Origin of the sequence: Streptomyces rimosus subsp. rimosus, assembly GCF_000720725.1 — a bacterium.
Classification (GTDB): Bacteria; Actinomycetota; Actinomycetes; order Streptomycetales; family Streptomycetaceae; genus Streptomyces; species Streptomyces rimosus_A.
The window spans coordinates 27,248-40,660 of record NZ_JOCQ01000033.1 but is presented as its reverse complement, the minus strand read 5'-3'; the positions used below and the strand labels follow the sequence as shown (position 1 = coordinate 40,660).

Annotated in this window: 9 protein-coding genes; 7 read left to right on the top strand and 2 right to left on the bottom strand. The window is 73.6% G+C overall.

What is annotated here, in order from left to right; genetic code table 11:
- Window positions 1-210: 210 nt before the first annotated feature.
- Together meaB and IH45_RS0118650 are read right to left on the bottom strand one after the other, a co-directional pair.
- The gene (meaB, locus tag IH45_RS0118655) at window positions 211-1,179 is read right to left on the bottom strand and encodes a methylmalonyl Co-A mutase-associated GTPase MeaB (protein ID WP_030669122.1); all 969 of its coding nucleotides are present in this window, start codon (window positions 1,177-1,179) and stop codon (window positions 211-213) included.
- Between the two features lie 27 nt (window positions 1,180-1,206).
- The gene (locus IH45_RS0118650) at window positions 1,207-2,382 is read right to left on the bottom strand and encodes an acetyl-CoA C-acetyltransferase (RefSeq protein ID WP_030669119.1); all 1,176 of its coding nucleotides are present in this window, start codon (window positions 2,380-2,382) and stop codon (window positions 1,207-1,209) included.
- A 173-nt stretch (window positions 2,383-2,555) separates the two neighbouring features.
- On the opposite strand from IH45_RS0118650, the gene mce reads away from it, so the two are divergent.
- The 7 genes from mce to IH45_RS1000000146610 all read left to right on the top strand — a co-directional run bounded on the left by mce (window position 2,556) and on the right by IH45_RS1000000146610 (window position 13,413).
- Window positions 2,556-3,038 (top strand): methylmalonyl-CoA epimerase, encoded by a 483-nt coding sequence (gene mce / locus IH45_RS0118645; protein ID WP_030669117.1) that lies wholly within the window; start codon window positions 2,556-2,558, stop codon window positions 3,036-3,038.
- Between the two features lie 200 nt (window positions 3,039-3,238).
- Window positions 3,239-7,483, top strand: coding sequence for a polarized growth protein Scy (gene scy, locus IH45_RS0118640; protein WP_030669114.1), 4,245 nt, complete (start codon window positions 3,239-3,241; stop codon window positions 7,481-7,483).
- Between the two features lie 114 nt (window positions 7,484-7,597).
- Window positions 7,598-8,536 carry a coiled-coil domain-containing protein gene (locus IH45_RS0118635; RefSeq protein ID WP_030374566.1) on the top strand — a complete coding sequence of 313 codons (939 nt, stop codon included), beginning with the start codon at window positions 7,598-7,600 and terminating at the stop codon, window positions 8,534-8,536.
- 235 nt (window positions 8,537-8,771) lie between these two features.
- Window positions 8,772-9,896, top strand: coding sequence for an ATP-binding cassette domain-containing protein (locus IH45_RS0118630; RefSeq protein ID WP_030669112.1), 1,125 nt, complete (start codon window positions 8,772-8,774; stop codon window positions 9,894-9,896).
- Window positions 9,897-9,898: 2 nt separating this feature from the next.
- A complete protein-coding gene (locus tag IH45_RS0118625) occupies window positions 9,899-10,672 on the top strand; it encodes an ABC transporter permease (RefSeq protein WP_030669108.1) in 774 nt (257 codons plus the stop codon).
- A gap of 153 nt (window positions 10,673-10,825) precedes the next feature.
- Complete coding sequence (locus IH45_RS0118620; RefSeq protein WP_030669105.1) at window positions 10,826-12,106, top strand: ABC transporter ATP-binding protein; 1,281 nt, start codon at window positions 10,826-10,828, stop codon at window positions 12,104-12,106.
- Window positions 12,103-13,413 carry an ABC transporter permease subunit gene (locus IH45_RS1000000146610; RefSeq protein WP_030669094.1) on the top strand — a complete coding sequence of 437 codons (1,311 nt, stop codon included), beginning with the start codon at window positions 12,103-12,105 and terminating at the stop codon, window positions 13,411-13,413. Before IH45_RS0118620 ends, IH45_RS1000000146610 begins: the two co-directional genes overlap by 4 nt.

Genomic DNA, 13,413 nt, shown 5'->3' with positions numbered 1-13,413 from the left:
GTCCGGTGGGTGGGGCTCGGGGCCACACAGGGGTCACTCTCCCCCAGCCTCCGGCCGGGGGGACCCCCACGTTGCCGGGGACGCGACCTTATGGTCATTCGCGACCGGGGCCTCGGTCGCCTGCGGGGAGACCCCTGTATGTCCCCGAGCCGCTCCGTGGGCGACTATCCCGCCGCCGTGGCTGGGGTCTTTACAGGCCCCAGCTGGCCTCTAGCCCGCCGTCTCCTCCCCCGTGAGCCCCGCAACCAATTCGTCCGCCGCCGCGTACGGGTCCAGTTCGCCCGCCACGATGCGCTCCGCCAGTACGGACAGGCGGCGGTCGCCCCGTAGGTCGCCGATGCGTTCCCGTAGTTGGGTTACGGCGATGGTCTCGACCTCGCGTGCTGCTCGGGTGCGGCGGCGTTCTGCGAGGACGCCGTGCTCCTCGGTCCAGGCGCGGTGCTTTTCCAGGGCTTCTACGAGTTCGTCGGTGCCCTGGGCGCGGGCCGCGACCGTTTTGACGATCGGGGGGCGCCAGTCGCCGGGGGCTCGGGCCTCGCCCAGGCCGAGCATGTGGTTGAGCTCGCGGGCCGTGGCGTCGGCGCCGTCGCGGTCGGCCTTGTTGACCACGTAGACGTCGCCGATCTCCAGGATTCCGGCCTTGGCGGCCTGGATGCCGTCGCCCATGCCGGGGGCGAGGAGGACCACGGTGGTGTCGGCCTGGGAGGCGATGTCCACCTCGGACTGGCCGACGCCGACCGTCTCCACCAGGATCACGTCGCAGCCTGCCGCGTCCAGGACGCGGATCGCCTGGGGGGCGGCCCACGCCAGGCCGCCCAGGTGGCCTCGGGTGGCCATGGAGCGGATGTACACGCCGGGGTCGGAGGCGTGTTCCGACATGCGGACGCGGTCGCCGAGGAGGGCTCCGCCGGAGAAGGGGGAGGACGGGTCGACGGCGAGGACGCCGACCCGTTTGCCCGCTCGGCGGTAGGCGGTGACCAGGGCGGAGGTGGAGGTTGATTTGCCTACACCGGGGGAGCCGGTCAGGCCCACCACGTACGCCTGGCCGGCCAGGGGGGCCAGGGCCGCCATCACTTCGCGCAGTTGCGGGGACGCCCCCTCCACCAGCGAGATCAGCCGGGCCACGGCCCTTGGCCGGCCCTGTCGTGCCTGTTCCACCAGTTCGGGGACGTCCACCACTGCCCAGTTCCTCCCGGTTCGGTTGGCTTACTTGCCCGGTACGCGGATGATCAGCGCGTCGCCCTGGCCACCGCCGCCGCACAGGGCCGCCGCGCCCACGCCGCCGCCGCGCCGGCGCAGCTCCAGGGCGAGGTGGAGGACGATGCGGGCGCCGGACATGCCGATCGGGTGACCGAGCGCGATGGCGCCGCCGTTGACGTTCACCTTTTCCGGCGACACCCCGAGGTCCTTCATTGACTGCACGGCCACCGCGGCGAACGCCTCGTTGATCTCGATCAGGTCAAGATCCTCGACCGAGAGGCCGGACTTGCCCAGAGCGTGCCGGATCGCGTTGCTCGGCTGGGACTGGAGGGAGTTGTCCGGGCCCGCCACGTTGCCGTGGGCGCCGATCTCGGCGATCCAGTCCAGGCCCAGTTCCTCGGCCTTGGCCTTGCTCATGACGACCACCGCGGCGGCGCCGTCGGAGATCTGCGAGGACGTGCCGGCGGTGATGGTGCCGTCCTTGGCGAAGGCGGGGCGCAGCTTGGCCAGGGTCTCGGTGGTGGTCTCGCCGCGGATGCCCTCGTCCTTGCTGAAGACGACCGGCTCGCCCTTGCGCTGCGGGATCTCCACGGGGGTGATCTCCGCCTCGAAGAGGCCGTTCTTCTGGGCGGCGGCGGCGCGCTGGTGGGAGCGGGCGGCGATCTCGTCCTGCTCGGCGCGGCCGATGCCCAGGCGGGTGTTGTGCTTCTCGGTGGACGCGCCCATCGCGATGTTCTCGTACGCGTCGGTGAGGCCGTCGTGGGCCATCGAGTCGAGCATCTCGACGGCGCCGTACTTGAAGCCCTCGCGGGACTTGGGCAGCAGGTGGGGCGCGTTGGTCATGGACTCCTGGCCGCCGGCGACGACCACGTCGAACTCGCCGGCGCGGATCAGCTGGTCGGCGAGCGCGATGGCGTCCAGGCCGGAGAGGCAGACCTTGTTCACGGTCAGGGCCGGGACGCTCATCGGGATGCCGGCCTTGACGGCGGCCTGGCGGGCGGGGATCTGGCCCGCGCCGGCCTGGAGCACCTGGCCCATGATCACGTACTGCACCTGGTCGCCGCCGATGCCCGCCCGGTCCAGCGCGGCCTTGATGGCCACGCCCCCCAGGTCGGCGCCGGAGAAGCTGCGCAGGGATCCCAGCAGGCGGCCCATGGGGGTCCGGGCGCCCGCGACGATCACGGAGGTGGTGCTGGACGTACCGTTCGCTGTCGACATCAGCGCGGCCCTTCCTGTACAGGGAGGTTAACGAGGGTTCCCGTCAATGTACTGAGGGGTAGGCGCCGGGTCACCGGGCTGCGGGTGTGATCGCGCGCACGTTGCGTAACCACGCGTGCGGGCGGTGCACTGGAGGCATGCTGACGCGAATCGACCACATCGGGATCGCCTGCAAGGACCTCGACACGACCGTCGAGTTCTACCGTGCCACGTACGGCTTCGAGGTGTTCCACAGCGAGGTCAACGAGGAACAGGGCGTCCGCGAGGCCATGCTGAAGATCAACGATACGTCGGACGGCGGCGCCTCGTATCTTCAGCTCCTGGAACCGATCCGGGAGGACTCCGCGGTGGGCAAGTGGCTCGCCAAGAACGGCGAGGGGGTGCACCACATCGCCTTTGGTACGGCGGACGTGGACGGGGACTCCGAGGCCATCCGGGGCAAGGGCGTGCGGGTGCTCTACGAGGAGCCGCGGGTGGGCTCGATGGGGTCGCGGATCACCTTTCTGCACCCCAAGGACTGCCACGGCGTGCTGACCGAACTGGTCACCGCGGCGCCCCACGGAGGCCCCGGCGGAACTGCCGCCCCCTCCTCCACGTCTCCCTCCACGACAGAGCACTGACCTTTTCCCTTCCCCGGCCGGTAGAGTGCACCTTCGGCCGGGGGCCGGGTCGGGGCTCGGTCCACACTCCGCCGATGATCTGACACCATTTCTTCGGAAGGGTCAGCTCCAGTACGCGTCCCGCACGAGGCATTTCGGGCTGCGCACGAGCAGATGGGAGCCGGCCGCCACCATGACCAGGGGACGGATGGGACCGCGCAGTGCGGGGCAACGACCGCTACGAGGCTGACGACCACCTCTCGCAGTTCGAGGCCGAGATGGAGCGGCTGAAGACAGAGCGGGACAAGGCGGTCCAGCACGCCGACGACCTCGGCTACCAGGTCGAGGTGCTGCGAGCCAAGCTCCATGAGGCGCGGCGCACCATCGCGTCCCGCCCCGCTTACGACAACGTCAGCCATCAGGCCGAGCAGCTGCTGCGCAACGCCCAGATCCAGGCCGACCAGTTGCGTACGGACGCCGAGCGCGAGGTGCGCGAGGCGCGCGCCCAGACGCAGCGGCTGCTGCAGGAGCAGGCCGAGCGCCAGGCGCGCATGGAGGCCGACCTGCACACCGAGGCGGTCGAGCGGCGCCGCCGGCTGGACGAGGAGCTGAACGAGCGCCGCCAGACCGTCGAGTCGCACGTCAACGAGAACGTGGCGTGGGCGGAGCAGCTGCGCTCCCGTACGGAGGCGCAGGCGCGCCGCCTGATGGACGAGACCCGCGCCGAGTCCGAGCAGGCGCTGGCCGCCGCCCGCGCCGAGGCGCAGCGGCTGGCCGAGCAGACCCGCGCGCGGCTGGGCAGCGAGGCCGAGCAGGCCCGCGCCGAGGCCGAGGCGATCCTGCGGCGCGCCCGTACGGACGCCGAGCGGCTGCTGAACGCCGCCTCCACCCAGGCCCAGGAGGCCACGGACCAGGCCGAGCAGCTGCGTACCAGCGTCGGTTCGGAGACCGAGGAGGCGCGGCGGCAGGCCGCGGAGCTGACGCGCACCGCCGAGACCCGGATGCAGGAGGCCGACCGCGCGCTGCGCGAGGCCCGCGCCGAGGCCGAGAAGCTGGTCAGCGAGGCGCAGGAGAGCGCCACCAAGCGGCTGTCGGCCGCCGAGTCGGACCAGGAGCAGCGGCTGCGGACCGCCAAGGCGGAGATCGCCCGGCTGGTCGCCGAGGCCACGAAGGAGGCCGACGCGCTCAAGGCGGAGGCCGAGCAACTGCGCGCGGACGCCCGTACGGAGGCCGAGCGGCTGGTCGCCGAGGCGCAGGAGGCCGCCAGGTCCAAGGCGGCGGAGGACTCCGCCGCGCAGCTCGCGAAGGCCGCACGGACCGCCGAGGAGGTGCTGACCAAGGCGTCGGAGGACGCCAAGGCCACCACCAAGGCCGCCGCCGAGGAGGCCGAGCGGGTCCGCCGGGAGGCCGAGGCGGAGGCGGACCGGCTGCGCGGTGAGGCGCACGACACCGCCGAGCAGCTCAAGGGCGCCGCCAAGGACGACACGAAGGAGTACCGCGCCAAGACCGTCGAGCTCCAGGAGGAGGCGCGCCGGCTGCGCGGCGAGGCCGAGCAGCTGCGGGCCGAGGCGGTCGACGAGGGCGACCGGATCCGGGCCGAGGCGCGCCGCGAGGCGGTCCAGCAGATCGAGGATGCGGCCGCCACCGCCGAGGAGCTGCTGGCCAAGGCGAAGTCCGACGCCGAGGAGACGCGGTCGGGCGCCGGCGCGGAGAGCGAGCGGATCCGCACCGAGGCCATCGAGCGGGCCACGGCCCTGCGCAAGCAGGCCGAGGAGGTGCTGGAGCGCGCCCGCGAGGAGGCCGAGGAGCTGCGCGGCGAGAGCGAGGAGGCCGCCGCCGCGCTGAAGGCCGAGGCCGAGGAGGCCGCCCGGCAGCTGCGTGCGGAGGCCGAGGAGGCCGCCGCCGAGCGCCGCACCGAGGCGCAGGAGGAGCTGGACCGGCTCCAGGCGGAGGCCGCGGAGAAGGTCGCCGCCGCCGAGGAGGCGCTGCACGACGCCCGCGGCGAGGCCGAGAAGCTGCGCCGGGAGGCGCAGGAGGAGGCCGCCAAGCTCAAGGCCGAGTCGGCGGAGCGGCTGCGGACACTCCAGCAGCAGGCCGAGGAGGAGGCCGAGCGGCTGCGTTCGGAGGCGGCGACCGACGCGTCCGCCGCGCGCGCCGAGGGCGAGGCCGTCGCCGTACGGCTGCGCGGTGACGCCGCCGCCGAGGCGGAGCGGCTGAAGACCGAGGCCCAGGAGACCGCGGACCGGGTGCGCGCGGAGGCCGCGGCCGCCGCGGAGCGTACGGGCGCCGAGGCCGCCGAGGCGCTGGCCGCCGCCCAGGAGGAGGCGGCCCGCCGCCGCCGGGAGGCCGAGCAGCTGCTCGGCGAGGCCCGCGAGGAGTCCCACCAGGAGCGCACCGCCGCGCGCGAGCAGAGCGAGGAGCTGCTGGCCTCGGCCCGTACGCGGGTCGCCGAGGCGCAGGAGGAGGCGGAGCGGCTGGTCGAGGAGGCCGAGCGGCGCGCCGCCGAGCTGGTCGCCGCGGCCGAGCAGACCGCCCAGCAGGTGCGGGACGCGGTCGCCGGGCTGCACGAGCAGGCCGAGGAGGAGATCACCGGGCTGCGCTCGGCCGCCGAGCACGCCGCGGAGCGTACGCGTACCGAGGCGCAGGAGGAGGCCGACCGGGTACGGGCCGACGCCTACGCGGAGCGCGAGCGCGCCGCCGAGGACGCGTCCCGCACCCGCCACGAGGCGCAGGAGGAGGCCGAGGCCGCCAAGGCGCTCGCCGACCGCACGGTCGCCGAGGCCATCGCGGAGGCCGACCGGCTGCGCGCGGAGGCCGACAGCACGCTGGACGAGGCGCGCGAGGCGGCCGGCAAGGCCCGTACGGACGCCGCGGAGCAGGCCGACAGCCTGATCGCGGAGGCCACCGCGCAGGCCGAGAAGATGGTGGCGGACGCCTCCGCCAAGGCGCAGCAGCTGCGTACGGACGCGTCCGACGCGCTGGCCTCGGCCGAGCAGGACGCCAACCGGGCCCGCGCGGAGGCCCGCAACGACGCCAACCGGATGCGTTCGGACGCCGCCGAGCAGGTGGACCAGCTGCTCACCGAGGCCCGCGCGGAGGCCGAACGGATCGTCACCGAGGCGACCGAGCTGACCTCGTCGGCGCAGGACGACGCGGACCGCACGGTGCGCGAGGGCCGGGAGGCCGCCGAGCGGCTGCGCGCCGAGGGCGAGCAGCGGGCCGCGGAGCTGGTCGCGGAGGCGACCGCCGAGGCCGAGCGGCTGCGTACCGAGGCCGCCGAGGCGCTGGAGACCGCGCGCCGGGAGGCCGAGCGGACCGGCGACGAGGCGCGCGAGGCGGCGAACAAGACCCGTTCGGACGCCGCGGAGCAGGCCGACACGCTGATCTCCGAGGCGGGCAGCGAGGCCGAGCGGCTGCGCGCGGACGCCGCGGAGACCGTGGCGGGCGCCGAGCGGGACGCGGACCGTACCCGAGCCGACGCCCGCGAGCAGGCCGACCGGATGATCGCCGAGGCCACCGCGGAGGCGGACCGGCTGCGCGCGGAGGCGGCGGACACCGTCACCTCGGCGCAGGAGCACGCCACCCGTACGCGTGCCGAGTCCGAGCGGATCAAGGAGGACGCGGAGGCGGAGGCCGACCGGCTGCGTACCGAGGCGCTGGAGGAGTCGGAGCAGACCGTCGACGCGGCCCGCAAGGACGCGGCGCAGCGCCGCGCGGACGCCGCCGAGCAGGCCGACCAGCTGATCGCCAAGGCGCAGGAGGAGGCGCTGAAGGCGGCGACCGCCGCCGAGGAGCAGGCCGACACGATGGTCGGCGCGGCCCGCAAGGAGGCCGAGCGGATCGTCGCGGAGGCCACCGCCGAGGGCAACGGGTTCGTCGAGAAGGCCCGTACGGACGCGGACACGCTGCTGAGCGAGGCCCGCGGGGACGCCACCGCGATAAGGGAGCGCGCCGAGGAGCTGCGCACCCGTATCGAGGGCGAGGTCGAGGAGCTGCACGAGCGGGCCCGCCGCGAGTCCGCGGAGACGATGAAGAACGCCGGGGAGCGGGTCGACAAGCTGATCGCGCAGGCCACCCAGCAGCAGGCGGAGGCCGAGGAGAAGGCCAAGCGCATGGTGTCGGACGCCAGCAGCGAGGCCAGCAAGGTGCGCATCGCCGCGGTGAAGAAGGCGGAGGGGCTGCTCAAGGAGGCCGAGCAGAAGAAGGCCGAGGCCGTACGGGAGTCGGAGCGGATGCGCACCGAGGCCCGCGCGGAGGCGGAGCGGATCGTCGAGGAGGGCAAGCGCGAGCTGGAGGTGCTCGTGCGGCGCCGCAAGGACATCAACGCGGAGATCTCCCGTGTCCAGGACGTGCTGGAGGCGTTGGAATCTTTCGAGGCGCCGTCGAACGGTGGTGGCAAGGAAGGGGCGAAGGCTGCCGCGGGAGCGGGCGCAACTCGTTCGAGTGGCAAGCAGTCTGAGGGGTAGCCACCCAAATGAGGGGCCATTCTCCACTTCAAACGCGCAATGACTCGATGACACGCCGTTGCGGCCCCTAGGATTCCCTTTATCACCTCACCGGTCTCTTTCGACAGGAACCCCATGAGCGACACTTCCTCCCCCTACGGCTTCGAGCTCGTGCGGCGTGGGTACGACCGCGGTCAGGTGGACGACCGCATTTCGAAGCTGGTCGCCGACCGCGACAGCGCCCTGGCCCGCATCACCTCCCTGGAGAAGCGGATCGAGGAGCTGCACCTCGAAACGCAGAACGCCCAGGCCCAGGTCAACGACGCCGAACCGTCCTACGCGGGCCTCGGCGCGCGCGTGGAGAAGATCCTCCGGCTCGCGGAAGAAGAAGCGAAGGACCTGCGCGAGGAGGCCCGGCGGGCCGCCGAGCAGCACCGCGAACTGGCCGAGTCGGCCGCCCAGCAGGTCCGCAACGACGCCGAGCAGTTCGCGTCGGAGCGCAAGGCCAAGGCCGAGGACGAGGGCGCCCGTATCGTCGAGAAGGCGCAGGGCGAGGCGACCGCGCTGCGTGCCGAGGCGCAGAAGGACGCGCAGTCCAAGCGGGAGGAGGCGGACTCCCTCTTCGAGGAGACGCGCGCCAAGGCCGCGCAGGCCGCCGCGGACTTCGAGACCAATCTCGCCAAGCGCCGCGAGCAGTCCGAGCGGGACCTGGCCTCGCGTCAGGCCAAGGCCGAGAAGCGGCTCGCGGAGATCGAGCACCGGGCCGAGCAGCTGCGGCTGGAGGCCGAGAAGCTGCGCACGGACGCGGAGCGCCGGGCCCGCCAGACGGTGGAGACGGCGCAGCGCCAGGCCGAGGACATCGTGGCCGACGCGAACGCCAAGGCGGACCGGATCCGCAGCGAGTCCGAGCGGGAGCTGGCGGCGCTGACCAACCGCCGGGACTCCATCAACGCCCAGCTGACGAACGTCCGCGAGATGCTCGCCACGCTGACCGGAGCGGCGGTCGCCGCGGCCGGCACCCCGGCGGACGAGGAGCCCATCTCCCGCGGCGTCCCGGCGCAGCAGTCGCGCTGAGGCGCCGTTCGCCGTTGTGACGCCGGTGCGGCCGGTGGGCTCCCGCAGCCCGCACCCGTGACGGCCGGTACCGCGCCCGACGGCGGCAGCCGCGCTCCGCCCGCCCCGCCTCCGACCGGAGACCGGGCGGGCGGAATGCTTTTTTCAGCAGTCGTACGAGCTGCTCGACGCCGGGCGGACAGTGCCCGGTTCGTCCGAGATGCGGGGTTCCTGGGCCGCGCTTAGCGTGCTGTACATGATCGAAGTCGAGGGGCTGACCAAGCGTTACGGCGACAAGCTCGCCGTGGACGGGCTGACCTTCACCGTACGGCCCGGGGTGGTCACCGGATTCCTCGGCCCGAACGGCGCCGGCAAGTCCACGACCATGCGGATGATGCTCGATCTGGACCATCCGACGTCGGGACGGGTCCGTATCGACGGCCGCCGCTACCGTCAGCTGTCCGACCCCCTGGCCTCCCTCGGCGCCCTGCTGGACGCCAAGGCCGTGCACGGCGGCCGCAGCGCCTACCACCATCTGCTGTGCCTGGCGCAGAGCAACGGCATTCCGCTCGCCCGCGTCCACGAGGTGCTGGACACGGTGGGGCTGACCCCGGTGGCCAAGAAGCGTTCCAAGGGCTTCTCGCTGGGCATGGGCCAGCGCCTGGGCATCGCGGCGGCGCTGCTCGGCGATCCCCGCATCCTCATGTTCGACGAGCCGGTCAACGGTCTCGACCCCGAGGGCATCCACTGGATCCGCAACCTGATGAAGGGTCTGGCCGCCCAGGGCCGGACGGTGTTCGTCTCCTCGCACCTGATGAGCGAGATGGCGCTGACCGCCGAGCATCTGATCGTCATCGGCCAGGGCCGGCTGCTGGCGGACACCTCGATGGCCCGGTTCATCCAGGAGAACTCCCGCTCGTACGTCCGGATGCGGTCGCCGGAGCGCGAGCGGCTGCTCGACGTGCTCGGGGAGGCCGGGTACGCGGCGGTGCCGGCCGGCGACGCGGTGGAGGTCGACGGGGCGAGCGCCGCCGACCTCGGCGAGCTGGCCGCGCGGCACCGGCTCGTCCTGCACGAACTGAGCCCGCAGCAGGCGTCGCTGGAGGAGGCGTTCATGCAGCTGACCGCCGGGTCGGTGGAGTACCACGCGCATACGGCGGACGCGCCGCGGGCGGCGGACGGCGGTGTCCCGCCGGGCGCGGCGCCGCCTCCGGAAGCGCCGGGGGCGCCGGACGCGCAGCCGGGAGCGCCGGGCACGCCGGGAGGACCGGGCGCACCGGGAGGGCCGGACACGCCGGGCACACCGGGAGGCCCGGGCACACCAGGAGCGCAGCCCGGCGCCTGGGGCGCCGGCTGGCGGAACAAGAAGCGGGGGGAGTGACGATGGCAGCCGTCTCCCAGGTCCTGAAGTCGGAGTGGACCAAGATCCGGTCGGTGCGGTCCACGGTGTGGACGCTGGGCGTCGCCCTGGTGGTCACGGTCGCGCTGGGCGTGCTGATCTGCCTGCTCGCCTCGAACGACTTCGGCAGCACGGCGTCCCGCGACCGGGCCGGCTTCGACCCCGCCGGCACCAGCTTCGCCGGCATGGGCCTGGGCCAGCTGGCGATGATCGTCTTCGGGGTGCTGGTGGTCTCGAACGAGTACAGCACCGGCATGATCCGTACGTCGCTCGCCGCCGTACCGCAGCGCGGCACCTTCCTCTTCTGCAAGATCGCCGTCGCCGCCCTGCTCGCCCTTGTCGTCTCCTTCGTGACGGCCTTTCTGACCTTCTTCGCCGGACAGGCGATGCTGGGCACGCACGCGGCGTCGCTCGGTGATCCGGGCGTACTGCGCGCCGTGGTGGGCGCCGGGCTCTACATGACGGTGATCGGAGTGTTCGCGATGGGCGTGGCGGCGATGCTGCGCAGCCCGATGCTCGCGCTGGGCACCCTGATGCCGTTCTTCTTCCTGATCTCCAGCATCCTGGGGAACGTCTCGGCCACCAGGAAGATCGGCCGGTACCTCCCCGACCAGGCCGGCGCGCGGATCATGCAGGTGGTGCCGCCGTCCGGGGACGACGTGCCGTACGGGCCGTGGGGCGGGTTCGGCATCATGCTGGCGTGGACGGCCGCCGCACTGCTCGGCGGATATCTGCTGCTGAAGCGGCGCGACGCCTGAGGCCCGGTGCCGGGCCCGGGGCCCTGCCCCCGGCGTCCCGTGCGCCCCGCCCGCCCGCGTTTTGACGGGAACCGTCAGCCTCCCGATAACCTCCTAACGCTTACGGGGGTACGAGAGCGCCTCTGCCCCGAAACATCTTTCGAGGGGCGGAGAATGATCGAGGCAGTCGGCCTGACGAAGCGCTACGGCGCCAAGACGGCCGTGCACAACCTGTCGTTCCGAGTGCGGCCGGGCACGGTCACGGGCTTCCTGGGGCCCAACGGCTCCGGCAAGTCAACGACGATGCGCATGATCCTGGGGCTGGACACCCCGACCTCCGGGCGCGTCACGATCGGCGGCATCCCGTTCCGCAAGGTGCCCAACGCCCCGCGCCACGTCGGCGCGCTCCTCGACGCCAAGGCGGTGCACGGCGGCCGCAGCGCCCGCCAGCACCTGCTCTCGCTCGCCCAGCTCTCCGGCATCCCGGCGCGCCGGGTCGACGAGGTGCTCGGCGTGGTCGGGCTCCAGGAGGTGGCCCGCAAGCGCTCCAGCGGCTTCTCGCTCGGCATGGGCCAGCGCCTGGGCATCGCGGCGGCGCTGCTCGGCGACCCGCAGGTGCTGCTCTTCGACGAGCCGGTCAACGGCCTGGACCCGGAGGGCATCCTGTGGGTCCGCAACCTGATGAAGCAGCTGGCCGCCGAGGGCCGTACGGTCTTCGTCTCCTCGCACCTGATGAGCGAGATGGCGCTGACCGCCGAGCACCTGATCGTCATCGGACGCGGCCAGTTGCTCGCGGACATGTCGGTCAAGGACTTCATCTCGGCCAACTCCGCCGACTTCGCCCGGGTGCGCACCCCGGACACCGAGCCGGAGCTGCGCGAGAAGCTCGGAACGCTGCTCGGCGAGGCGGGCGCCCAGGTCGTGCCGGAGCCGGACGGCGCGCTGCGCGTCACCGGCCTGCCGCTGCCGCGCATCAGCGACCTCGCCCACGGCGCGGACATCCGCCTGTGGGAACTGTCGCCGCACCAGGCGTCCCTGGAAGAGGCGTACATGCAGCTGACGCAGGGTGTCGTGGACTACCGCTCGACGGCCGACCAGCGCGCCGGTCTCCAGCAGCAGGCGGCCGCCCCCGCGCCGCAGGGCCCCGGGGTGCCGGGACAGCAGCACCCGCAGGGGTACGCGCCGCAGCCGGGCCCGTACGGACAGCCCGCCCACCCGGGGCAGCCCGCGCACCCGGGGCAGCCGAACCCGTACGCGCAGGCGCCCGGCGGCGCTCCGGTCCAGGGCTACGGCTACCCGCCCGCGGCCGGCCCGGGCGCTCCGTACGGACAGCCGAACCCGTACGCGCAGCCGCAGCCGGGTCCGCAGGCCGGTGCCCCGGCGCCGATGCCGCCCGCCGCGCAGCCCGCCGCCCCCGCCGACATCTCCACGCCGCACCCCGAGGACGCCCGATGACCAGCCCTCAGCAGCCGCAGCCGCAGCCTGAGCCGCACGACACCGCCGCCCCCGGCGCCGCCGCCCCGATGCCCCCGGCCGGGGCCCCGGAGCCGCCCGCGCAGCACCCCGCCGAGCAGCCGGAGCCCCGGCCGCTGGCCGCGCACCCGCAGCCGGAGCAGCCTCCGGCCCAGGCTCCGGCACAGCAGGAGGGCGGTCCGGCGCGCGAGGCGGGCACGATGATGCTCCAGGCCCAGCAGCCGCCCGCCGCCGCGCCCGGCAAGGAGGCCGGGACGATGATGCTCCAGGCCCAGGCCGCACCGCAGGGGGCGCCGCTGCCCCCGCAGGGCGCGCCCAAGGACGCGGGCACCATGACGCTCCAGGCGCAGCAGCCGCCCGCCGCTCCCCAGCAACCGCCCGCCACTCCCCCGCAGCAGCAGCCGCACCAGCCCGCGCAGCAGCACGCCTCGCTGCCGCCCCACCAGCAGCAGATCCCGGCCGCCTGGCAGACCGCCGGCCCCGGCGGCACCGCCCCGGCCTACGTCTCGCCGATCCCGGTCCGCCGTACGAACCTGGGCCACGCCCTCGCCTCCGAGTGGACGAAGATCCGCTCGGTGCGCTCCACGATGTGGACGCTGGGCGTGATGATCCTGCTGAACGTCGGCATCGGGCTGGCGATCGCGCTGCCGCTGTCGGGCACGGACCGGGGGTCCGGTCCGGTGCTCGGCTACGCCTGGATCGGCCTGCTGCTCGGGATGCTGTGCGTGCTCCCGCTCGGCGTGCTGGTGATCTCCTCGGAGTACGGCACGGGCATGATCCGTACGACGTTCACGGCCTGCCCCAGCCGGAGCCGGGTGCTGACCGCCAAGGCGATCGTGCTGTTCGCGCTGACGTTCGTGATCACCACCGCCTCCACCACCCTGGTCGCGGTGGCGCACGCCGGGATGATCGACGGCTCGGCGCCGACCGTCGACCAGTGGCTGCGCGCCACGGTCGGTTCCGGCCTGTACGTGGCCGTGCTGAGCCTGCTGGCCCTGGGCGCCGGCACGCTGCTGCGGCACTCGGCCGGCGCGATCAGCGCGATGATGGGCCTGGTCCTGCTGCCCATGCTGCTGGCCGTCTTCATGCTGGCCTCGGAGAGCCTGCGGTCACTCGCGAAAGCCATGATCCAGTACTCGATCCCCAGCAGCCTCGGCGCGCTCTACGACCAGCCGTTCCTCGGCCTCGGCAGCGGACCGGAGGGCTGGCAGCCGCTGCTGGTCCTCGCGGGCGTCACCGCCGTCGTCCTCGCCGGCGCGTACGCCGCACTGGAGAAGCGCGACGTGTAG